Source organism: Burkholderia sp. 22PA0106, from assembly GCF_047497155.1.
In the GTDB taxonomy this organism is placed as follows: domain Bacteria; phylum Pseudomonadota; class Gammaproteobacteria; order Burkholderiales; family Burkholderiaceae; genus Burkholderia.
Genome location: NZ_CP163163.1, coordinates 990,209 through 1,009,031 on the forward strand (window position 1 = coordinate 990,209; position 18,823 = coordinate 1,009,031).

The following is an 18,823-nucleotide window of genomic DNA, read 5'->3' on the forward strand; positions in this document are numbered from 1 at the left end:
GCGCGTGCGAGCCGGCCCGAGACGAGATGGCGGCCAACGCGGTGGCTCAAATACGGCTCTGGTTCACTCGCTGCATCAGTTCGGCGGCGCTTTCCTTGCGTTCGCTGTAGCGATCGACCAGGTACGGGCCGACATCGCGCGTCAGCAAGGTGAACTTCACCAGTTCTTCCATCACGTCCACGACACGATCGAAATAGGCCGATGGCTTCATGCGGCCGGCCTCGTCGAATTCCGCGAAGGCCTTCGCCACCGACGACTGGTTCGGGATGGTCAGCATCCGCATCCAGCGTCCGAGCACACGCATCTGATTGACCGCGTTGAACGACTGCGAGCCGCCGCTCACCTGCATGACCGCGAGCGTCTTGCCCTGCGTCGGGCGCACTGCGCCGACCGAAAGCGGAATCCAGTCGATCTGCGATTTCATGATGCCGGTCATCGCACCGTGGCGCTCGGGCGAGCACCAGACCATGCCCTCCGACCACAGCACCAGGTCGCGCAGTTCCGCCACCTTGGGGTGTGTGTCAGGCGCATCGTCGGGTAGCGGCAGGCCGCTCGGATTGAACGTGCGTACCTCGGCGCCCATCGCCGTGAGCAGGCGCGCGGCCTCTTCACTCAGCAGGCGGCTGAACGAGCGCTCGCGCAGCGAGCCGTAGAGCAGCAGGATGCGGGGCGGATGCGAGGCAGCCTCCGCGACCTGCAAGCGCCGGATATCGGGCACGAGGAACGATGCCGCGTCGACTTGCGCAAGGGCCGTCATGAGTTCAGTTGCGGGGGCTGACACGGTTGCCCTCCGCATCGATGACGGCTTCGCCGTCTTCCTTCGTGAACGCGCCGCGCTGCGCGTCGGGCAGGATCTCGAGCACGACTTCGGACGGGCGGCACAGCCGCACGCCGATCGGCGTCACCACGAACGGACGATTGATCAGTATCGGATGCGCCATCATCGCGTCGTACAACTGGTCGTCGGTCAGTGCCGGATTGTCCAGGTGCAGTTCCGCATGGGGCGTGCCTTTCTCGCGCAACGCCTCGCGTACGCTCAGTCCCGACCGCGCGATCAGCTCGACGAGCGTCTCGCGCGACGGCGGGCTTGTCAGATAGTCGATGACGATGGGGTCGATGCCCGCGTTGCGGATCATCGCGAGGGTATTGCGCGAGGTGCCGCAATCCGGGTTGTGATAAATGGTGACTTCGTTCATGGCCTTGTTTTTCGTAACGTTCAGGCACGCTCGTACCAGTGCTTCGACCGGTTGACGATGTGCACCACGAGCAGCATGACCGGCACTTCGATCAGCACGCCGACCACCGTCGCGAGCGCCGCGCCGGAGTTGAAACCGAACAGGCCGATTGCGGTGGCGACGGCCAGCTCGAAGAAGTTCGATGCGCCGATCAGCGCGGACGGGCCGGCGATGCTGTGTTTCTCGCCGACCGCGCGATTGAGCCAGTACGCCAGCGCGGAGTTGAAGAACACCTGGATCAGGATCGGCACGGCCAGCAGCACGATCACCAGCGGCTGTTTCAGGATGGCTGTGCCCTGGAAGGCAAACAGCAGCACCAACGTGGCGAGCAGCGCCGTGATCGACCACGGGCCGATCTTCGCCATCGCCGCTTCGAATGCCTCCGGGCCGCGAGCCAGCAGCACCGCGCGGATGAATTGCGCGAGCATGACCGGAATGACGATGTAGAGCACCACCGACGAGAGCAGCGTCGCCCACGGCACGGTGATGGCCGAGATGCCGAGCAGCAGCCCGACGAGCGGTGCGAACGCGACCGCCATGATGCTGTCGTTGAGCGCGACCTGCGAGAGCGTGAAGAGCGGGTCGCCGCCCGTGAGGCGGCTCCAGACGAACACCATCGCCGTGCAGGGCGCGGCCGCCAGCAGAATCAGCCCGGCCACGTAGCTGTCGAGTTGCGCGGCGGGCAACATCGGTGCGAACAGGTGCTTGATGAAGAGCCATGCGAGGAACGCCATCGTGAACGGCTTGACCAGCCAGTTGACGACGAGCGTGACGCCGATCCCCTTGAGATGTTGCCGCACCTCGTGCAGCGAACCGAAATCGACCTTGATCAGCATCGGGACGATCATCACCCAGATCAGCACGCCGACCGGCAGGTTGATCCGGGCGTATTCGATGCGCCCGATCGCCTGGAAGACGCCGGGGAGCCACTGGCCGAGCAGGATGCCCGCGACGATGCACAGTGCGACCCAGACGCTCAGATATCGCTCGAAGAAACCGATCGCGGGCTTCGAGCCGTTGTTGCGCACGCTGGCGATGTGGGGGGTGTTCATGGTGATTCGAGTGGGCGGGGTGGGGCCTGCGCCGTTTCGTGGGCGATCTCGTTCAACATGGGCACGACGTTGCACCGGGGCCCAGGCAAGCCTGCCCCTGGCAGCAGTTCTCGGTCAGGAAACCGAGAACGGCGTTCATCTGCGAATAGGCGGCCCGGTAGATCAGGGTGCGGCCGTCGCGTTCCTGCGTGACCAGCCCGGCCTGCATCAACTCCTTCAGGTGAAACGAGAGCGTGGCATTGGGCACGTCGAGCCGGGCCGCCATGCTGCCCGGCGTCAGCCCTTCCGGCCCGACGACAACCAGCATGCGGAACACGCGCAGGCGCAATTCGTGGGCGAGCGCCGCGAGGGCGCGAATGATGTCTTTCTCTTCCATATTTCCAATATATTCGAAATGTATGGACGAGGCAAGAAGGCGTGGACAGCCTTCGCGTGGCCCGAGGCGGCGTGATTCTGCATGCGAGGTCGCAGGCAATCCTCTTCAAGGGCGGCCCTGCCGATGTCGACCGTGCCATCCTGGTCGTCATCGGCGTGCCGGAGATGACGATGGCCTAGAAGGCAAGCGATGCCGCGATGGTGACGGACGTGTATTCGGGGGAGGCGGTCAGGGCACGCATCGAGAGCGTGGAGGGTGCCGCCCGTCATCGTGAAGAGGGTAACGGCTTCGTTCCGAGGTGTCGGGCGCCGCGTATTCGGCGTGAGGGGGCCGCGCCGGTCACGACGGCGCCGACGCAGAATCAATGCCGTGAGTCGATATCCGCCAGGCTTGCGAGCGCGGAGCCGCCGTCGATGCGGGCGGCGCTTTCAACGGCGAAGGTTTTCTCACTGAAAGCGATCAGCTTGAATCCGCTTCCCGCGGCTCGCGGGACGGTGATGCCCCAGTGCCAGGCGCCATCCTGCTCGAAGACGTGCAGAGCGGGGGGCGACAGGCTGGGTTGAGGCGAATACGTCGTCATGGCGTGCTCTCCCGTTGGCGGCGCCTGTGAAGCAATGTCGCGGTAGACGCCAAGTCAGTCTACGAGCATTTTTGTTGCGTCGCAACATTCCAGGTGCTTTAAACCGGCTTCACGGATTGATCCGAAGCCTGAAACGAAGAAGGGGTTACACGCTTGTGGCGTGTAACCCCTTCGTATTTCGTGGTCGGAGCGATAGGATTCGAACCTGAGATTTATTCAATAAAATCAATAGGTTGCCTATCTGACACACCTCTGGTTACGTACCGGTGTACCTGCAAGACTGAGGCTCTACTTTACCACGCGGGGCGGCTACTTTGCCGTCCCCAATACTCCCGCCTTCCACGCGCGCAGCGCGGCCTTGTCCGCCCAATCGCAGGATTCCACTACTGCGCGCTCATTCACAATCCCAAGCATCAAACCGTAGACCGTGCTGTCCGCTGGCCGGGGCGCATGTGCGCAATCCTTCAGTAGACTGTCAGGAGGCGTCTGAATCGTCGGTACTGTCGAGCAACCGGCGAGGGCGACCCCGAGCAGCGCCGCAGCAAGCACCTTACTTAGCTTCACTTGCGGGACTCCCGTAGATGGCTTGCCAGTACGATTCAGGAACAGCCGTGGAAGCCACTTGCGGGGCGGCTGCTGCCGCTGCCGCGATGTTCTTAGAGGCTTGGGCTTGCCGTACCTGCCCGGCCGCTTGTGCGGATTTCTGCGCGTCCATCGCAGCCGCCAGCCCTTGCGCCTGTTTCTTCGCCGCATCCGCCGTAGCTTGTGCCGTGGCGAGGGCCGCCCGGACAGTGACAAGTTGCGCTGCTTGGTGTTCGTAGATCGCGTAGCCCGCCGACACCGCGCCGACGAGAAGGACGAAGCCCATCACCGAAGCGATTACCTTCGCCTGCAACGTAGCGAACATTACCGGTCTTCCTTATCGATGGGCGGCTGCTCCCCGAGCGCGTCAAACAACGTCCGATCCCGGTTGAAAATCCACCGCTTGACTGCGACCGCCGTACGCCAGAAGCGAGGCAGAGCACACCAGAGGTAGACAAGCGTGAGAATGAACCCGGCTGCGCTCACTAACTGGCTAAACGGGAACGTACCGATAGTGATGGCCGCTGCGGAAGCGACGTTAGATGCCCCGGCTTTTTCTGCGACGGTCGAGGCGTGGTCGAATAGACCCATTAGCTATTTGTCTCCGTGGTAGTGCTCGTGTGGGTGTCTGCTGCGGGGACCGAATATGTAGACGGCATATCTACGAGGGTGCCCCCTGAGAAGGTGTAGCGATTACCGTTAGCGCTACTGTCGCCGGGTGCGGCGGCTACGAGGGCAGTTTGCGTACTCACGAGAGGGTCTTGGGCAGGGTCCGGAACACCGGGAAGCGGAACGACTTGGACATACAAAGCGGTCTTGCCTGCCTTATATGTGGAAGCGTCAACGAACGACGCGACTTGAACCATTGTCGTAGCACCGACGTAATCGATTTGGATATTCTGTACAACGTGATAGCTAGCCGCAGCACCCGAAGACGGGGCCGTGTAGTTAGCCTGAATTGGCATGGATTTCCTTATGTTGGTGTCACGCCAGTGGCGTTAGATGTAGCCGGAAAGATCGACCACGAGGAATTGCGATACCGCGCCGGTAGGCGTGCCCGTGGCGAGGCTGAATTGCGAGCCGTGGTAGCTGATAAGCGTTGATTGCGTGCGGACCGCAGAATTTAGAAGACGGCTACCCGCGCCCCCGCCAGGGCCAGGAACTGCGGCATATGCGGGACGGAGGGGTACGCACCCGTAGTTTCCGGGAGGCATACCGACACCCCCTCCCTGTGTTGTACCAACCACCATATCAATCAAGCCAACGATACGTAGCGGCTTGTAGTCCGAGGAGTAGACCAGAGTGCCGGACGCGTTCCAAACCGCGAGGCCAAACGCCGATGTCGCAACTTGCGGTTGCTTGTCGAATACGAACCATCGGAACGTGAACGGGGCGGCTACAGCGGAAGTTCCCGCGAAGGTATAGGTAAAGGTGCTACCGGACTGCGTACAGTTGATAACACCCGCCCACCCGTTAGGGGAGTAGATGACCATAAGCGGCGTATTCGCGGTTATGGTTAGCGTGGTGGTGGACGTAGTTGTGTTTTGGAGCGTGAGAAACCCCGATTGTGTGTACACCAAATTGATTGTGTTGCTGTCAATCTGGTAGTAACCGGAGTCCCCCACAACCTGCAAACCGTAGTCGGCTATCAGTACACTCCGTAAAATAGGATGCCGGGAGTCATCGCGTTATTGGTGGACCATGTCATCGTGTTCCCCGAAAAAGACACCGTGGGTACTGAGCCAGTGGCAGAGGTCGCTTGGAACACATAAAACGATCTTCCTTGCGTGAGATTTGCATCTGCCAAGCTACCGGGTGCGGTGACATACACCGCCCCGACAATGCGCGCGAGGGAGTCGGCTGTATCGAGCGTGATCGTGCCGCTTGCGTCCCACACCTGTAATCCGTAGAGGGTAGCCATTAACCGAGGTATCCCAACTTGACGCGAAGGGTTCCGCTCGAATCGTAGACCTGCTGCCCGTTACCGTTGATGATCGTTCTCCCACCGCCCGCCTGTGCGTTAATTTCGAATGTCCCTCCCTTGTCGAGACGCCAGCCTGCCGAGCCTGCAACGTAGTTATCCGATGCGATGTAGCTACCAATCATCGCGCTGGTGATTGTCCCGGCTCCAATCAATGCCGAATTCATGTAAACCTGTCCATTCGATACTGCGAACGGTGCGACAGTCGTTGTTCCATTCGGATCGATAATCGCGAACTGAGACGCGGACACGAGGACACTGCTTTGAATAACCCCGCCGCTTGAGTTGACGCCTACGCCGATGCCCGCGATGTACGTCCGTCCGTCGCTAGTTACCTGGGTCTTGATCGTGTAGGACGCGCTCAAGCTACCGCTTAGGGAAGACAGAGACTGACTGACGGTCTGCACTGCTGCGGCGTTCTGGTTCGCCTGCGCCTGCACCGTGCCAATCTGAGATGCATTGGACGTGTCCGCAGAAGCCCGAGTGCTAGCCTCATTGGTGATCGCAGTATTAAGACTTGCGTTCGCCGTAGACAGAGAGCTACTAAGCGCAGTAATTTGGTTGACTAGGGAGTAGTCCCCGTTTGAGCGTGCGGTAGCTTCAGTTTGAATCGAACCCGCAACGCTACCAATTCCGGTGCTGGTAGACGTGGATAGCGTGGTCAACTGCGAAGCTAGCGAGGAGTCTGCCGCGCTACGAAGTTCGGACTCCTGAGAAATCTGAGCCGAAGTAGAAATCACTGCGTTGACAAACGAAGTTGACACTTGCGTACCCGCGCTTCCACTGCCAGGACTGCAAAGCATGGTCACGGGGCCGTCTGACGGTCAACTCGAAAGAACACAAGGCCAATCTGCTGATTAGCTAAGGAGACTGCTTGCTTGTCTATGTCGTAACCGTGCGAGGCCGCATCGTCGGCACGTACAAGACGTCGGCGTGTGCGTACGCAGCCGTCGATAACGAGGTTCGCGAGGGAACACCACGTGACCTTGTGACGGTGACGGGATGTCCGCTGTCGGAATGATTCCTACGATTTACCACTGCGGGTGGATCGCAGCAGAGGAGGGGCACGAGGCGAGTTCGTGTCCTTTCGCAGAAGCAACACTTGCACGCGCTGAATGGGTCCAGGGCTTCAATGCCTACCTGTTGGCAGTGCGCGCTTACATCGAGGCTGAAATTGCGTAAAGAACTGTTGTTGCACGCCGCAGAAGAAGCAGTGGAACTATCGCAAGCCCTGCTCAAGCTTGCTCGTGGGGATGGTCCAAAGAGCGCAGTAGCGGATGAGGCGGCGGACATCACGGCCCTAATCGTCCTTGTTGGTGAGGCGGGCGTGATTGAGTCAGGAAGATTCAATCGTCGTCATCAAGCAAAGCTGACCAAATTTCGGAGGAAGTATATTGGACGCTAATCGTTGGCCTTGGCAGCAACCCTGCGCATGGATTCCCGCCGATCCCGATAACTACCGTGGACCCGCGATCCGAGTCTATGGAGCGGACGGTAGTTTGCGCGTGGCGTGTGGTGCCGATCTGGAAGGCGTGAAGAACCCGAACCCCAAAGACTCCATCGGCTCATCGAAGTTGCCGTTCCACCTGTGGCCGGAAACTGCGTCCGCTCTTGGCGCGCTCGCGCTGCTGGACGGTGCGTTGAAGTACGGCCGCTCGAATTATCGCGCCGCGCCGGTCCGTGCGTCGATCTACTACGACGCTGCGCGGCGGCATCTTGCTAAGTGGTTCGAGGGTGAGGAGACGGACCCGGATAGCGGCGTTCCCCATCTCGGGCATGTTTTGGCCTGCCTTGCGATCCTTGTTGATGCAGGCGCGGCCGGGACGTTGATCGATGACAGAAACGCACCGGGCGGATATTTGCAATTGATTGCAAACCTGACGCCTCACGTCGCCAGACTGCAAGCCTTGCACAAGGACAAGAACCCGAAGCATTGCACCATCGCGGACAAGTCGGCGGATTGAGCGGGGCAAGCCAAGTGCTGCAAATCGCAGCCTATCGAGCCTTCTATGACCTGATCGCCTGCGCCTTAGAGACACACAATCCTGAGCGGGCAAACCAGCGAGTTGCTGAGGCGCGGGAGTACATGCCGCAGGCCGACGTAAACCGGCTAGTTTCCGAACTCGAAGGCGACTACTACGAGTTCACATGATCACTGTTGCGTGTTCGCCACGCGGTGTACCACAACTTGTTGTGGAGGAAGCGGAACGGCGAATGATGGAAAATGATCCCGAATGATCCAAAGTGATCCAGAATGAAATTCTAGGATTCTGCATGGGCTCCAAATTTTTCCGTGTCAAGGCCGACAGCCCAAATTTTCCGTTTTGTCTCTTTTGCCGGTGTGGCTTATGCTCCTTTCCGAACGACAGTCACATGTCGTTTGGTGAGGTCGGAGAGGCTAGTTAGCCCTCTATGTCTATGTAAGGACTGCTATGCATATCGTCAAACCGGAAGTGCTGTACCTCGTGCTGTCTGCAACTTATGCGTTGATGGCGTGGGTGCATATCGCGAGCAACAACGTTTAAACACGGAACCCGCCTGCGGAACAGGCGGGCTTTTCATCGGGGGTGAATGAGTACAATCAATGAGTATCAAAGCCTTCGAGAAAAGGCGAATGCGGTAGAAGTAGACAGCATCCCCGAATGTGCTCCGTATGCGCGAAAGCACATCGAAGGGCTAACGGAGCGTGGGCAGGCTGCGTTGGTGCAGCGCCAGCTTGTACGAGAGGCAAAATCGAGCAGGCGAACGCGAGACTTCGAGAGCCTTGAAAAGCACTCGGAAAATCTCCAAGAGGCGCGTTTTAGAGAAGGCCTTGCGGCATTCGTCCAGGCGCTCAAAACCGGCCGGGAAGCGTACGGCAGGCGTGAGCCTATCCGACACTACGGGCAGGCAAAGAATCCCGTCAACGGGCTTCCTGTGGAGCGGCAGGCAGTGCTTGCGTGGGAGGCAGTGTGCTCGATGCTCGGGCGTATGGCGACGCCGGACCGCCCGCTTGATGTGCAGACGCTTGCGGGAAAGTTGGCCCGTCGCCTCAAGGGCGCGTGCAACCTACCGGAATACGGCGTGCTCGGGTACGAGCGCGCGGCGCTGGTCCTGCTCGATCATTTCGCCAACGCAACGGGCTGGATTGAGGAGGTTCCGGGCGAGCGGCTGATTGGCCGAGTCCAGCAATCCCCGAACACCTATCGGCTTACGGAGAAATTCCTGTCCGACGTTCTAGGCGGTGGGTTAGCTGCGGACTTCGCGGAGCGCCGACCGATGCTTGTTCCTCCGGTGCCTTGGACAGAGACGGCAACCCACGGCGGCTACCTGCATAACGGCGTGCAGGCTGTTCGTGGCGTTAGCGAGGCGATTGGATCGCCTGAGATTGTGGCAGCGTTGAACGCGCTTCAGGCTACGCCGTTCCGGGTTAATCGGCGGTTGTTGGATGTTGCACGCTCATTTCGGACGAACGCAGAGGACTTCGGCGGGGTTGTGATCGCCGGGCAGTACATCGAGACACGGCACGACAGAGAAGCCAACGAATCCCGTTCGAAGATGATCCGCAGCGCGCTTACCTTAGCGGCTGGTGAGTGAACTTGAGAACGAGGACGAGTTTTACTTCCCGTGGGATTTGGACTGGCGCGGCCGGATGTACCCCGCCACCACAATCATTAGCCCGCAGGGTTCCGACTTATGCAAAGGGCTGCTTGAGTTTGCGGACGGTACGCCGCTAGGCCGCAACGGTGCGCGCTGGCTGGCTATCCATCTGTGCAATCTCGCAGGCCAAGACAAGATGTTGATTGACGGGCGGAAGGTGCAGCGCACGCCCGACGAGCGCGCCGCTTGGACGGAAGCTAATGAGGAAACCATCTTGCGCGCTGCATCGGACCCACTTGCGCATCGCGAATGGCAGACGATGGATAAGCCTTGGCAATTCCTCGCCGCGTGTATCGAGTGGGCAGGCTATAGATCGGAGGGCGACGCGTTCCGAAGCCGCATTGCTGGCGCGCTCGATGGAAGCTGTTCCGGTGTGCAGATGCTTGCAGGGATGACGCGCGACGCCAGCGCGGGCGCGATGGTAAACCTTGTGCCTGCGGAGCGAGGCGACGACTACTACGGACGCATGGCCGACGCGTTGATAAAGCGCCTCATTAATCTCGTTCGCTACGCAGACTCCGAAACGATGGCGCACTTGACCTTCTGGCAAGAGTTCAAGATTGATCGGGACTTGTTGAAAGCCCCTAGCATGACGAAGGTTTATAGCGCAGGCACCTTCACGTTTGGCGAGCAGGTAGCGAAGAAGACCGGGGCCGACGAACAGGAATGCATCTGGTTGGCTGCGCAGATTAATCGGTGCTTTGCCGATGTCGCGCCGGGGATGCTTCAAGCGATGGAGTACGTACAAGGCGTGTCGGATGTCCTGACTGCTGCGGGGCATACGCTTCAATGGCTAACGCCTGCGGGGCTGGCGGTTGAGCAGGCGCGTTACTGCCGCAAGACGGTAGAGCTAACCCGTGGTACGAAGGGCAAAGACGCCCGCCGGTACGATTTCACCATTGAAACTTACCAACTCAACAAGCGCGCGCAGCGGGCGGGCGTATCCCCGAACTTCGTACACGGGGTTGATGCGGCCCACATGGTCTACGTCATCAACGATCTGCATGCGCGAGGCGTGCGCAATTTCTGGATGATTCACGACTCTTTCGGCGCACCTCTGGCGCAGTGCTCGAATGTGTTCGACGCATCACGCGAGCAGTTCGCCCGGTTGATGTCCCGTGATCTTCTAGCCGAGTGGACGGAGCACGTAACCGCAGTGCTTACCCCGGAGCAGAAAGCGCAGCTTCCCCCGTTGCCGGAATACGGCACCCTCAATATTGAACAAGTAAAGGAATCGATCTATGCGTGGTTCTAACGTTGCTTAACACGTTGCTTGCGTGGTTCAAAGCTACCCGCTTTCACGAGTCTGTATCTCACTGCATCGAGGGCTTCATAATCTTCCTGCCCTGTGCGGTCATCGCCCGTAGCTGGTGGATGGCCGCTATGTGCGTCGTCGTCTGGTATTGGTCCCGCAAGAAGTTGGAGTGCGAGACAAGCGAGGGCGCTACATCGCACGTCGATACCTGGGCGGTAGGGTGGTTCCCGTGGCAATGGGGCCGCTACCGCGTACTTGATGTGATTCTTCCGGCCGCGTGGTTCTCACTGCTGGCCTACTTCCTTTCCTGCTTCTTCTCGTTCGCGGCTATGTCCTTTTGGATTAGCTGACGCAACTACCAATTCCCCGTTATGAGTGCCCCTGATTAGCTAGGCGAAGGAGCGACGTGTAAAAACGTCGCTCTCTATCCGCAACCAAGATCGCGGCCGAAGCCATTTGACCAATCGCGACACGGCAAGGCACCACTACGACGCCATCGCGATCCGACCAAAGTAGCTCCGTGGTGCTGAACGCGGCAAAGTACCCACCGAGAGGCGCGGGCAGACCGATACGGGCGCAGTATCGGCGGGTCAACGCGAGGGCTGCGAAGTCCGCCGACGCCCAATCCCGGCCGCCGTCGTACTGCATGATTGCAGAGCGCTCGTAGAAGAACTCCCATGCATTCTCCGGGTCGTCCGTCATGGTGTGCACTGTATAAATGTACAGTATCGAGGCCAGGCAGTCAGGCGTCAATTCTGCCCTGTTTGTTCCCGGCGGCCGTGTATGATGGGATCGAAAGTATTTGCAAAGTGATCCAAAAGGGGCTACTATTCTGTTCATGGGCGACGCACTCGCGTAACCCGACAACCCCTAGAGGATGATTGAATTGGAAAAGACCTTGGACACGATCAAGATCGAAGCTGAGATTGGCAAGCTGATGGCGGAAACGGTGAAGCTGAACGCCGAAGCCGCCAAGATGACCCGCGAAACTCGGTGGTATCCGATCATTTGGGCTACGGCGTTCGCGGGCACCGCCCTTGCCCTTGCCCGAATCCTTCACTAACAGAATCCGGCCCGCGCAAGCGGGCCTTGCTCTATGCGCTACGAACCACCATCCGCCGCAGACCTTCGCGCCCTCAAAGACTCCCTAGACAAGACTAGCGAGGAAATGGCCGAACTGTTCGCGCTCGCGGGCGGCCAGCAATGGCGCAAATACACGGGCGGCGAGTCTCCCCGAGTGATGGGTGAGGACAGGCTTTTCTATGCATCTGCACGGCTCGCGCTGACTGCGGACGAACTGGAACGGGTCTACGCCAAGATGCGCGAGATAGGCGCGACCGTCGATCCCGCGTAAGTCAAACAATAGCCCCGCGAGAGCGGGGCATTTTGCTGGCTGTCAATCAGTGCGCTCCGGCCTTCTGTAAATGTTGCAGGCAGAAGTCAATTGACATTAGCAGGCGGTCATGACTTTGATGAAGTACGGGCGCGTACATGGCTAGCTGCTTATTAGCAAGGTCTAACATTTGTTGGTTGGCGGCTGATACTTCGCGAAATAAAAGCAGGGCGGCGTTTTCATGGCGCTCTACAAATATGTTGTTCAACCTATACGAATCAAGTAATCCTTTCGCGTAGGTGTAGGTTTGGATCAGCGTCTTTCTTAATGTGTCATCTTTAATATGACCTAGAAAATCGGCGTGGCTATGATAGACCGGGAAGTAATCGCCTGTGACCGGCCAGTAGTAGACAAAGGGTGTATTTGCGTCGTATTTAACTAGCTCCCCTCCTGCCGTCGCCATATATACGGCCCGCAGCGTTTCCAACTCGTCATGTAAAGCTTGTAACACTGCGGCGTGACGAGATGCCTCCTTGATGTGCTCAGTCTTAGCGTTGTCCGACATTTGCAATTTGGCCCCGAGTAGCGTTGCGCCTCCGCCTACCAACGCGCCAAAGAGGCCGGACCCTACAGAAATCCAATCAATATCCGGCATGCTAGCCCCCGTAGTTTTGTTCGAATAATACCCGATATAACTAAGGCGGCGGGTGTTAAAGCTTCATATTCCCTACGTGCTTAAGCACGCCCTCTCCTCTGCTGCACGGCGCTTCACTAGCCCCGGTAGTACGATCTGCTTTCCTTTGACCGTCCCCTTATTCCATTTAGGTAGTTCCCGGCATGCGTCCGCGTGGTCGCCTGCGTTGAGCTTCCGCAGCAACGTACTGCCTGCGAAGTTGCCGGACCCGAGGTTAAACACAAAGTCCGTGTATGCGAGTTTTTCGCCAGCGGACAATGGGACTTTTGCAAGCCGCTCGACGGCTGCTTGTGCCGACGCAATATCTTTGCCTAGCAGGTAGCTACACACGTCGTCAGAATAGGTTGCGCCCGCCTTCAGGGGCTTCCCATCGGGTCCAGTGTAGGCGTGTCCTGCGCAGACCGTTACCTTGCCTGCCGGGTCCGTATAAACCGTGTTCTTGACGCCCTCAAAACCAGAAGTAAAAAGGGCGGCTGTCACCGCTGCTGCGCCTGCTACCTTCGCAACGATAGACGCGTTGATTTTCGCTATGCGATTCTCCAAAAGAAAGGGCCGCTAGTGCGGCCCGTGGTGCTTTACTGAGGTAATCAGTTTCGGTAGGTGTCTGGATAGCTCAACCGGTTGAGGGCGGTGAGCATGGTTTGTAGGGATACGAGGGTATAGCTAACGCGCCCCGCCGATCCTTGCGCGGCGTGTCCCGTGATCGCATCTGCCGTTTCGGTGCCCACGTCCTTAGCGGCGAGTGCGGAGCGAATCCAGTGCCGGAATTTGTGCGTACCTTCCAAGCGACCAGCGGGCAGCTTTGCGTCTGCACGGAACGCCTTGAACCACTTACTAGCGGCGTCGGATGCACTTCTGCGGCCGGAAAAGGAAGTCATTGCGGCTACGTCCGGCAATGTACCGTCCATAACTCGGGATACCCAACCACTGAACCACGGATCATCCAGTAGATGAGCGGCGAGGGGGACAACCCGTTCGGACTCTTTCGTCTTTACAGTCCCGGCCTCAGCGGTAATGCGGATCGCCGCAATCCCGTCTTGTGTCAGAAAGTCGCCCCGGCGAAGTTGCGCTAGCTCGCCAATACGCGCCCCCGTGTGCAGCAGCAGAAGCAGCAAGGCGCGGCCGTCGGTAGGCTTAACGTCCATCCACTCCGGGACAGCATCCATACCACCAGAAAACAGCGGGTGTCCGTAGATGGTCAACAGTTGCGCAGCAGTCCAAGGCCCGCGTGTAGCCGCTCCTACCGACTTGTCAAAAGTCAGGTCCATTGGGTTGCGGTCTATTAGGTCGTCTTTGACCGCAACGTTAAGCAAAGCGGTGACACTAGCGGCGTGGTTCGCGGCCGTCTTGGCCTTGAATTTGCGCGCGGGTGTATCGAGGAGGTAGGCAACGAACTTCGCCCCGTGAGCCTTTGTGAGTTGCCGTAAAGGAACGACTCCGCACGCTTCTTCGAACAAGGCGATAGCTTTGTTGGTCGTATCTATCGCGGGGCGCTTGGGCGCGTTGCGGCGAGTCCACGAGGGAATCACATGGCGCAGGTTCCAAATCCCCTGGGGGGCATCTAGGCGCGTCACTTCCCGTACCACCGTGGCAGGCTTGATAGGCGCATGCGCGCCCGTTATGGCCCGCGCTTGGGCAGCGACTTGGGATAGCGCCAGTTGCTCAGTAGACGGGAGGCCGGACGCCTCTAGCAGCCTGTCCGTGGACTTTTTGGCGCGGCGCTGGCCTGCCCTGACGGCCTCGTGATACTCCGGGTTCGCCGCCTGCTCCGCTTCCCACCCGTCCGCATTTTCCTGCTCCGTTTGGGAGAGGTGGAAGCTGGCGAAATTCTCGGGAGGCGTCCATTCCTTGTCCGTGACACCTCGCAGCGCTGCAAATTCCCGGTCCGTTCGGGCGGTCATTTCTGAGGCGCGCGTCTTGGCCGTCGCGTAATCGGTGGTGCCGAGCGACAACAGAATTTCTTTCCGGGGGTAGTGCGGGAGGAGGTCTACAGGGACTTTGCGGCGGAAGTAATAGACGTTTCCGCGCTTTTGGGTGTTGGGTATCACTTGCATGGCTCCCGGACTATATCACTAGGTACACTTGTTAGGTACACCGGGTGATACGTCCGTAAGCCCTTGATTTAAAGGAAAATCCTTATAAATCAAGCGTGTAGGTGGTCGGAGCGATAGGATTCGAACCTACGACCCTCTGATCCCAAATCAGATGCGCTACCAGGCTGCGCTACGCTCCGACAAGCCAAAGATTGTGCCTCATTGCGCCACTCGGGTCAATCCCCTGTACAGATGTCATTGAAGGCGCGTTAGCATGGAGGTCCGATCGACTCGCCGAGGTTCATCAGGATGCATCTGATTCTATGGCGTCACGCCGAAGCGGAGGACTACGCCGCCAGCGATCTCGCCCGCCAATTGACCGTGCGGGGCCGCCGCGATGCGAATGCGGTTGCGAAGTGGCTGAGGCCGCGGCTCGAAAGCAGCGCCGTGATCCTCGCGAGCCCGGCGGTGCGCACCGTGCAGACGATCGAGACGCTCACGGATCAATACCGCACCGTGCGCGAACTGGCGCCGGGCGGCAGCGTGGCCGACGTGCTGACGGCGGCCGGCTGGCCGCAGGGCATCGCGCCCACGGTGGTGGTGGTCGGCCATCAACCCACGCTCGGTGCGGTGGCGGCGAAGCTGCTGTCGGGTATCGACGACAGCTGGTCGCTGAAAAAAGGCGGGCTGATCTGGCTGCAAAGCCGCTCGATCGAGCGTGCCGGTCAAGCCGTCCTGAAGGCCGCAATTTCACCGGAATTGGCCTGAATCCGGCGCAATTCGGCCCCTAGATACCTTTCTTCCGACTTTCTGCTAAAGTCATTTGGACGACATGTCACCCAACTGACACCGATTTGCCATCCAAGCGTCACGGCCGGTTACTACATTGGCGACCATGTCGTTCCAATCCTTACGACCAGGAAAGCCTGATGCGAGATCTGCCGACGCCCACGCTCCCATTTGCTTCGCTGCCGCTTGATCAGTCGCGTCGCCGTTTGCCGCGCGCGGCCGAAACGGTCACGTCTGAATTCCGCTTGCGCGCCGCTTGGGCGCGTACCGAAGACGAACTGCGCGAAGCCCAGCGCCTGCGTTACCACGTGTTCGCCGAAGAGATGGGCGCCTCGGTCAGCGGCCCCGCTGGCCTCGACGTCGATCCTTTCGACGCTTACTGCGATCACCTGCTGGTCCGCGACCTCGACACGCTCAAGGTCGTCGGTACCTACCGGGTTCTCCCGCCGCATCAGGCCGCCCGTATCGGCCGCCTGTACGCGGAAGGCGAGTTCGACCTGTCCCGCCTCGCGCATCTGCGCTCGAAAATGGTCGAAGTCGGCCGCTCGTGCGTGCATCGCGATTACCGCAGCGGCGCCGTGATCATGGCGCTCTGGGGCGGTCTGGGCACCTACATGATGCAAAACGGCTACGAAACCATGCTCGGCTGCGCGAGCGTGTCGATGGCCGACGGCGGCCACTACGCGGCCAACCTGTACGCGTCGCTCAGCGACTCGCTCACGGCGCCGGAATACCACGCCTTCCCGCACACGGCGCTGCCGGTGGACGAGTTGAAGACGGGCACGAAGGTGCTGCCGCCGCCGCTGATCAAGGGTTATCTGCGTCTGGGCGCGAAGATCTGCGGCGCACCGGCCTGGGATCCCGATTTCAACTGCGCCGATTTCCTGACGCTGTTCCGCCTCTCGGACATCAACGCCCGCTACGCCCGCCACTTCCTGGCCGAGCCGATCGCACGCTGATCCTCCCGGCACGCGCCAAGTCGAATACCGAAACGGCACGACGATCCGATCGTCGTGCCGTTTTTGTTGCCGCCGCCACGAGCGGGCAGCGAACGCGCCGTGCACGAATCACGCATCTGGCAACCCGGCGCACGAGGCTGGACGCGCCGGTTTCCGCTAGACTGCTGCGTCGCGTGCGCGGTGCGTCGTGCGCCGCGCGGTGTTTCGAATTCGAGGTGAGGATGTTCCGTTTCGTAATGGCCGCGCTCGTCGCGGTAATGTTGAGCGCCTGCGTGGATCAATCGGCGTCGAGCGACGGCTCGCGCCATCACGGCAAGCCGCCGGAAGATCCGGCCGACTATCACGGCGTGCCGACCGACATGACGCCGCCGACGATGCTCGATGCCCCGGCGTCCTCGGGCATGCCGGCCGCACCGGCCGCCGCGTCGCAGTAAGGCCGCCGTTCGGCCTCAGCCCGCCGCGCTGCCGATCCGGCGCGCGAGCGCGGGCATTCGCAGCGACAGCGTGACGCCGCGCGCAAGCATGAAGATCGACAGCGCGAGCCACAGGCCGTGATTGCCGAGCGGCCCGGCCAGCGCAAAGCTGGCCGCGAGGAACACGGCCAGCGAGATGGCCATCGCGATCATCAGCGTGCGTGTCTGCGTCGCGCCGATGAACACGCCGTCGAGCAGAAACCCCCACACCGACACCAGCGGCAGCACGGCCGCCCACGGCAGGAAGCGTGCCGCCATCTCGCGCACGGCCGGCTGATCGGTCAGTTGCGCGACGATCCAGTTGCCGCTCAGTGCATACACGAGCGTGAACACCGCCGAGCATCCCACCGCCCATTGCAGCGTCAGGCGCACGGCCGCGCGGAACGTGTCGCGATCGCGCGCACCGGCGGCCGCGCCGACCAGCGCCTCGGCCGCATGGGCGAAGCCGTCGAGCGCGTAGGACGTGAAGGTCAGGAAATTGAGCAGCAGCGCGTTGGCCGCGAGCGTGGCGTCGCCTTGCTGCGCGCCCCGATGCGCGAACCAGCCGAACGCCGACAGCAGGCACAGCGTGCGCACGAAGATGTCGCGATTGAGCACGAGGAGCCGCTTGAGCGCGGCGCGCTCGAAGAACGCCGCCCGGGTCGGCAAGCCGAACCCGAGGCCGTGCCCGCTCCCGCGACGCGCCAGCAACGCGATCGCGCCCAGCACGAAGCCGGCCAGATCGGCCGTCGCGGTGGCCGCGCCGATGCCGGCCACGCCGCCGTCGAAGCGATACACGTACGCCACCACGGCGACGATGTTCACGACATTGATGAACGCTTGCAGCACGAGCGCCAGCCGTACACGTTGCACGCCGAGCAGATAACCGAGGATCGCGTAGTTCGCGAGCGCGAACGGCGCGGCCCAGATGCGAGCCTGCGCATAGGCCTGGGCGTTGGCACGCACCGCGTCGCTGCCGCCGAGCAGATGCAGGGCGATCGCGATCAGCGGGCCGTTCAGCGCCAGCACGAGCAGGCCCAGCACGGTGGCCAGCGCCAGCGCGCGCCACACGGCGAGCCGGATGCCGGCCTGATCGCCCGCGCCGAACGCCTGCGCGACGAGGCCGGTGGTGCCCATCCGCAGGAAGCCGAAACCCCAGTACACGAAGCTGAAGAACAGGCTGCCGAGCGCGACGCCGCCCAGCACCTGCGGGCCGTCGAGGTGGCCGGCCACGGCCGTGTCGACCGCGCCGAGGATCGGCTGCGTCAGGTTGGCCAGCACGATCGGAATCGCGAGGCCGAGCACGCTGCGATGGTCGACCGGCGTGCGGCCGGGCGCGGCGGTGGTCGAAGAAGCGGGAGAAGCCGGGGACGCGGACATCGGCAGGCCCTCAGGTGCGTTCCTGCACGCAGATCCACGGCGATACGACCACGGCCCACAGCTCGGGCGTGCGCGTGGCGTAATCCTGGGCGAGTTCGGCGGGCATCCGTGCCACATGGCCAGCCGACAGCCAGCGCGTGACCTGTTCGGTATCGTCGGAGGCGACCGCTTCGGCCACGCTGACGAGATCGAGGTCGCGCGCCACCGACAGCAGCTTGCCCTGCGCGAAGAAGCGTTCGAGATCGCACCAGTCGATCTTGGCGGTTTCGCCGAGCAGTTGGCGGTAGAGCGGGCTGGGCGTGTCGCCGGCGGACGGAGGGATCGATGCGGTCATGGTCTTGAACGGGGGCGCCCGGCCGGGGTGACGGCCGGGTGCGGATTGCAAGGCGGGGTGAGCCGCGATTCTAGCCGATCCGCCGGCGCGCCCGTTCTGCCTGTGGCAACGCGGTCATGCCCATGTCTGCCGCCGTGCAGCCGTGCAGT

23 protein-coding genes and 1 tRNA gene are annotated in these 18,823 nt (G+C 61.0%); 11 read left to right on the forward strand and 13 right to left on the reverse strand.

The features are described from left to right. Positions 1 to 46: 46 nt before the first annotated feature. Genes arsH through AB4850_RS19345 form a run of 4 tightly spaced genes read right to left on the reverse strand, consistent with a single transcriptional unit; the run spans position 47 to position 2,663 of the window. Entirely contained in the window at positions 47 to 796 is a 750-nt protein-coding gene (arsH, locus tag AB4850_RS19330) for an arsenical resistance protein ArsH (RefSeq protein ID WP_414444613.1), read from the reverse strand. Next, complete coding sequence (arsC, locus tag AB4850_RS19335; protein ID WP_414444614.1) at positions 762 to 1,196, reverse strand: arsenate reductase (glutaredoxin); 435 nt, start codon at positions 1,194 to 1,196, stop codon at positions 762 to 764. The genes arsH and arsC overlap by 35 nt, the downstream gene beginning before the upstream one ends. 20 nt (positions 1,197 to 1,216) lie before the next feature. Further along, on the reverse strand, positions 1,217 to 2,287 hold the full coding sequence (arsB, locus tag AB4850_RS19340) for an ACR3 family arsenite efflux transporter (protein ID WP_414444615.1): 1,071 nt from the start codon (positions 2,285 to 2,287) through the stop codon (positions 1,217 to 1,219). Between the two features lie 52 nt (positions 2,288 to 2,339). Next, on the reverse strand, positions 2,340 to 2,663 hold the full coding sequence (locus AB4850_RS19345; RefSeq protein WP_414444616.1) for an ArsR/SmtB family transcription factor: 324 nt from the start codon (positions 2,661 to 2,663) through the stop codon (positions 2,340 to 2,342). Positions 2,664 to 2,704: 41 nt separating this feature from the next. Here AB4850_RS19345 and AB4850_RS19350 point away from each other — a divergent pair, with 41 nt between their 5' ends. Continuing rightward, the gene (locus AB4850_RS19350) at positions 2,705 to 2,842 is read left to right on the forward strand and encodes a hypothetical protein (RefSeq protein WP_414444617.1); all 138 of its coding nucleotides are present in this window, start codon (positions 2,705 to 2,707) and stop codon (positions 2,840 to 2,842) included. Between the two features lie 182 nt (positions 2,843 to 3,024). On the opposite strand, the gene AB4850_RS19355 is transcribed toward AB4850_RS19350, so the two are convergent. The 3 genes from AB4850_RS19355 to AB4850_RS19365 all read right to left on the reverse strand — a co-directional run bounded on the left by AB4850_RS19355 (position 3,025) and on the right by AB4850_RS19365 (position 6,609). Further along, a complete protein-coding gene (locus tag AB4850_RS19355) occupies positions 3,025 to 3,243 on the reverse strand; it encodes a hypothetical protein (protein WP_414444618.1) in 219 nt (72 codons plus the stop codon). A 550-nt stretch (positions 3,244 to 3,793) separates the two neighbouring features. After that, positions 3,794 to 4,150, reverse strand: a complete 357-nt coding sequence (locus AB4850_RS19360) for a hypothetical protein (RefSeq protein ID WP_414444619.1) — start codon at positions 4,148 to 4,150, stop codon at positions 3,794 to 3,796. A 1,595-nt stretch (positions 4,151 to 5,745) separates the two neighbouring features. Next, entirely contained in the window at positions 5,746 to 6,609 is an 864-nt protein-coding gene (locus AB4850_RS19365; RefSeq protein ID WP_414445557.1) for a DUF1983 domain-containing protein, read from the reverse strand. A 371-nt stretch (positions 6,610 to 6,980) separates the two neighbouring features. On the opposite strand from AB4850_RS19365, the gene AB4850_RS19370 reads away from it, so the two are divergent. The 7 genes from AB4850_RS19370 (at position 6,981) to AB4850_RS19400 (ending at position 12,054) form a co-directional block, all read left to right on the forward strand. Then, positions 6,981 to 7,211 carry a hypothetical protein gene (locus AB4850_RS19370; RefSeq protein ID WP_414444620.1) on the forward strand — a complete coding sequence of 77 codons (231 nt, stop codon included), beginning with the start codon at positions 6,981 to 6,983 and terminating at the stop codon, positions 7,209 to 7,211. A gap of 127 nt (positions 7,212 to 7,338) precedes the next feature. Then, positions 7,339 to 7,770, forward strand: coding sequence for a dATP/dGTP diphosphohydrolase domain-containing protein (locus AB4850_RS19375; protein ID WP_414444621.1), 432 nt, complete (start codon positions 7,339 to 7,341; stop codon positions 7,768 to 7,770). A gap of 14 nt (positions 7,771 to 7,784) precedes the next feature. Then, the gene (locus AB4850_RS19380; RefSeq protein ID WP_414444622.1) at positions 7,785 to 7,958 is read left to right on the forward strand and encodes a hypothetical protein; all 174 of its coding nucleotides are present in this window, start codon (positions 7,785 to 7,787) and stop codon (positions 7,956 to 7,958) included. Positions 7,959 to 8,377: 419 nt separating this feature from the next. Further along, positions 8,378 to 9,382 (forward strand): hypothetical protein, encoded by a 1,005-nt coding sequence (locus AB4850_RS19385; RefSeq protein WP_414444623.1) that lies wholly within the window; start codon positions 8,378 to 8,380, stop codon positions 9,380 to 9,382. Next, the gene (locus AB4850_RS19390) at positions 9,375 to 10,700 is read left to right on the forward strand and encodes a DNA-directed RNA polymerase (RefSeq protein WP_414444624.1); all 1,326 of its coding nucleotides are present in this window, start codon (positions 9,375 to 9,377) and stop codon (positions 10,698 to 10,700) included. The genes AB4850_RS19385 and AB4850_RS19390 overlap by 8 nt, the downstream gene beginning before the upstream one ends. An 898-nt stretch (positions 10,701 to 11,598) precedes the next feature. Next, complete coding sequence (locus tag AB4850_RS19395; RefSeq protein WP_414444625.1) at positions 11,599 to 11,763, forward strand: hypothetical protein; 165 nt, start codon at positions 11,599 to 11,601, stop codon at positions 11,761 to 11,763. Between the two features lie 105 nt (positions 11,764 to 11,868). Then, positions 11,869 to 12,054 (forward strand): hypothetical protein, encoded by a 186-nt coding sequence (locus AB4850_RS19400; RefSeq protein ID WP_414444626.1) that lies wholly within the window; start codon positions 11,869 to 11,871, stop codon positions 12,052 to 12,054. A gap of 46 nt (positions 12,055 to 12,100) precedes the next feature. Here the strand turns inward: AB4850_RS19400 and AB4850_RS19405 are convergent, their stop codons facing one another. The 4 genes from AB4850_RS19405 to AB4850_RS19420 all read right to left on the reverse strand — a co-directional run bounded on the left by AB4850_RS19405 (position 12,101) and on the right by AB4850_RS19420 (position 14,960). Further along, complete coding sequence (locus AB4850_RS19405; RefSeq protein WP_414444627.1) at positions 12,101 to 12,688, reverse strand: hypothetical protein; 588 nt, start codon at positions 12,686 to 12,688, stop codon at positions 12,101 to 12,103. 72 nt (positions 12,689 to 12,760) lie between these two features. Next, entirely contained in the window at positions 12,761 to 13,207 is a 447-nt protein-coding gene (locus AB4850_RS19410) for a lysozyme (protein WP_414444628.1), read from the reverse strand. 107 nt (positions 13,208 to 13,314) lie between these two features. Further along, complete coding sequence (locus AB4850_RS19415) at positions 13,315 to 14,781, reverse strand: DUF6538 domain-containing protein (RefSeq protein ID WP_414444629.1); 1,467 nt, start codon at positions 14,779 to 14,781, stop codon at positions 13,315 to 13,317. 102 nt (positions 14,782 to 14,883) lie between these two features. Beyond that, positions 14,884 to 14,960, reverse strand: a tRNA-Pro gene (locus tag AB4850_RS19420). 109 nt (positions 14,961 to 15,069) lie between these two features. Here AB4850_RS19420 and AB4850_RS19425 point away from each other — a divergent pair. From AB4850_RS19425 to AB4850_RS19435, 3 genes are all read left to right on the forward strand, one after another. After that, complete coding sequence (locus AB4850_RS19425; RefSeq protein WP_414444630.1) at positions 15,070 to 15,528, forward strand: SixA phosphatase family protein; 459 nt, start codon at positions 15,070 to 15,072, stop codon at positions 15,526 to 15,528. A gap of 161 nt (positions 15,529 to 15,689) precedes the next feature. After that, positions 15,690 to 16,508, forward strand: a complete 819-nt coding sequence (locus AB4850_RS19430; protein WP_414444631.1) for a GNAT family N-acetyltransferase — start codon at positions 15,690 to 15,692, stop codon at positions 16,506 to 16,508. Between the two features lie 221 nt (positions 16,509 to 16,729). Then, positions 16,730 to 16,942 (forward strand): hypothetical protein, encoded by a 213-nt coding sequence (locus tag AB4850_RS19435; protein ID WP_414444632.1) that lies wholly within the window; start codon positions 16,730 to 16,732, stop codon positions 16,940 to 16,942. 15 nt (positions 16,943 to 16,957) lie between these two features. Here AB4850_RS19435 and AB4850_RS19440 read toward each other — a convergent pair whose 3' ends face one another. Both AB4850_RS19440 and AB4850_RS19445 read right to left on the reverse strand, forming a co-directional pair. Beyond that, complete coding sequence (locus AB4850_RS19440) at positions 16,958 to 18,340, reverse strand: MATE family efflux transporter (protein WP_414444633.1); 1,383 nt, start codon at positions 18,338 to 18,340, stop codon at positions 16,958 to 16,960. A 10-nt stretch (positions 18,341 to 18,350) separates the two neighbouring features. Then, positions 18,351 to 18,674, reverse strand: a complete 324-nt coding sequence (locus AB4850_RS19445; protein ID WP_414444634.1) for a DUF2288 domain-containing protein — start codon at positions 18,672 to 18,674, stop codon at positions 18,351 to 18,353. Between the last annotated feature and the right edge of the window lie 149 nt (positions 18,675 to 18,823).

Excerpts from the sequence above, each read along its gene's own strand:
- arsH (WP_414444613.1), bottom strand. The coding sequence starts at position 796 with ATGCGGAGGGCAACCGTGTCAGCCCCCGCAACTGAACTCATGACGGCC.
- arsC (WP_414444614.1), bottom strand. The coding sequence starts at position 1,196 with ATGAACGAAGTCACCATTTATCACAACCCGGATTGCGGCACCTCGCGC.
- arsB (WP_414444615.1), bottom strand. The coding sequence starts at position 2,287 with ATGAACACCCCCCACATCGCCAGCGTGCGCAACAACGGCTCGAAGCCC.
- AB4850_RS19345 (WP_414444616.1), bottom strand. The coding sequence starts at position 2,663 with ATGGAAGAGAAAGACATCATTCGCGCCCTCGCGGCGCTCGCCCACGAA.
- AB4850_RS19355 (WP_414444618.1), bottom strand. The coding sequence starts at position 3,243 with ATGACGACGTATTCGCCTCAACCCAGCCTGTCGCCCCCCGCTCTGCAC.
- AB4850_RS19360 (WP_414444619.1), bottom strand. The coding sequence starts at position 4,150 with ATGTTCGCTACGTTGCAGGCGAAGGTAATCGCTTCGGTGATGGGCTTC.
- AB4850_RS19365 (WP_414445557.1), bottom strand. The coding sequence starts at position 6,609 with ATGCTTTGCAGTCCTGGCAGTGGAAGCGCGGGTACGCAAGTGTCAACT.
- AB4850_RS19385 (WP_414444623.1), top strand. The coding sequence starts at position 8,378 with ATGAGTACAATCAATGAGTATCAAAGCCTTCGAGAAAAGGCGAATGCG.
- AB4850_RS19400 (WP_414444626.1), top strand. The coding sequence starts at position 11,869 with ATGGCCGAACTGTTCGCGCTCGCGGGCGGCCAGCAATGGCGCAAATAC.
- AB4850_RS19405 (WP_414444627.1), bottom strand. The coding sequence starts at position 12,688 with ATGCCGGATATTGATTGGATTTCTGTAGGGTCCGGCCTCTTTGGCGCG.
- AB4850_RS19415 (WP_414444629.1), bottom strand. The coding sequence starts at position 14,781 with ATGCAAGTGATACCCAACACCCAAAAGCGCGGAAACGTCTATTACTTC.
- AB4850_RS19425 (WP_414444630.1), top strand. The coding sequence starts at position 15,070 with ATGCATCTGATTCTATGGCGTCACGCCGAAGCGGAGGACTACGCCGCC.
- AB4850_RS19430 (WP_414444631.1), top strand. The coding sequence starts at position 15,690 with ATGCGAGATCTGCCGACGCCCACGCTCCCATTTGCTTCGCTGCCGCTT.
- AB4850_RS19435 (WP_414444632.1), top strand. The coding sequence starts at position 16,730 with ATGTTCCGTTTCGTAATGGCCGCGCTCGTCGCGGTAATGTTGAGCGCC.
- AB4850_RS19440 (WP_414444633.1), bottom strand. The coding sequence starts at position 18,340 with ATGTCCGCGTCCCCGGCTTCTCCCGCTTCTTCGACCACCGCCGCGCCC.
- AB4850_RS19445 (WP_414444634.1), bottom strand. The coding sequence starts at position 18,674 with ATGACCGCATCGATCCCTCCGTCCGCCGGCGACACGCCCAGCCCGCTC.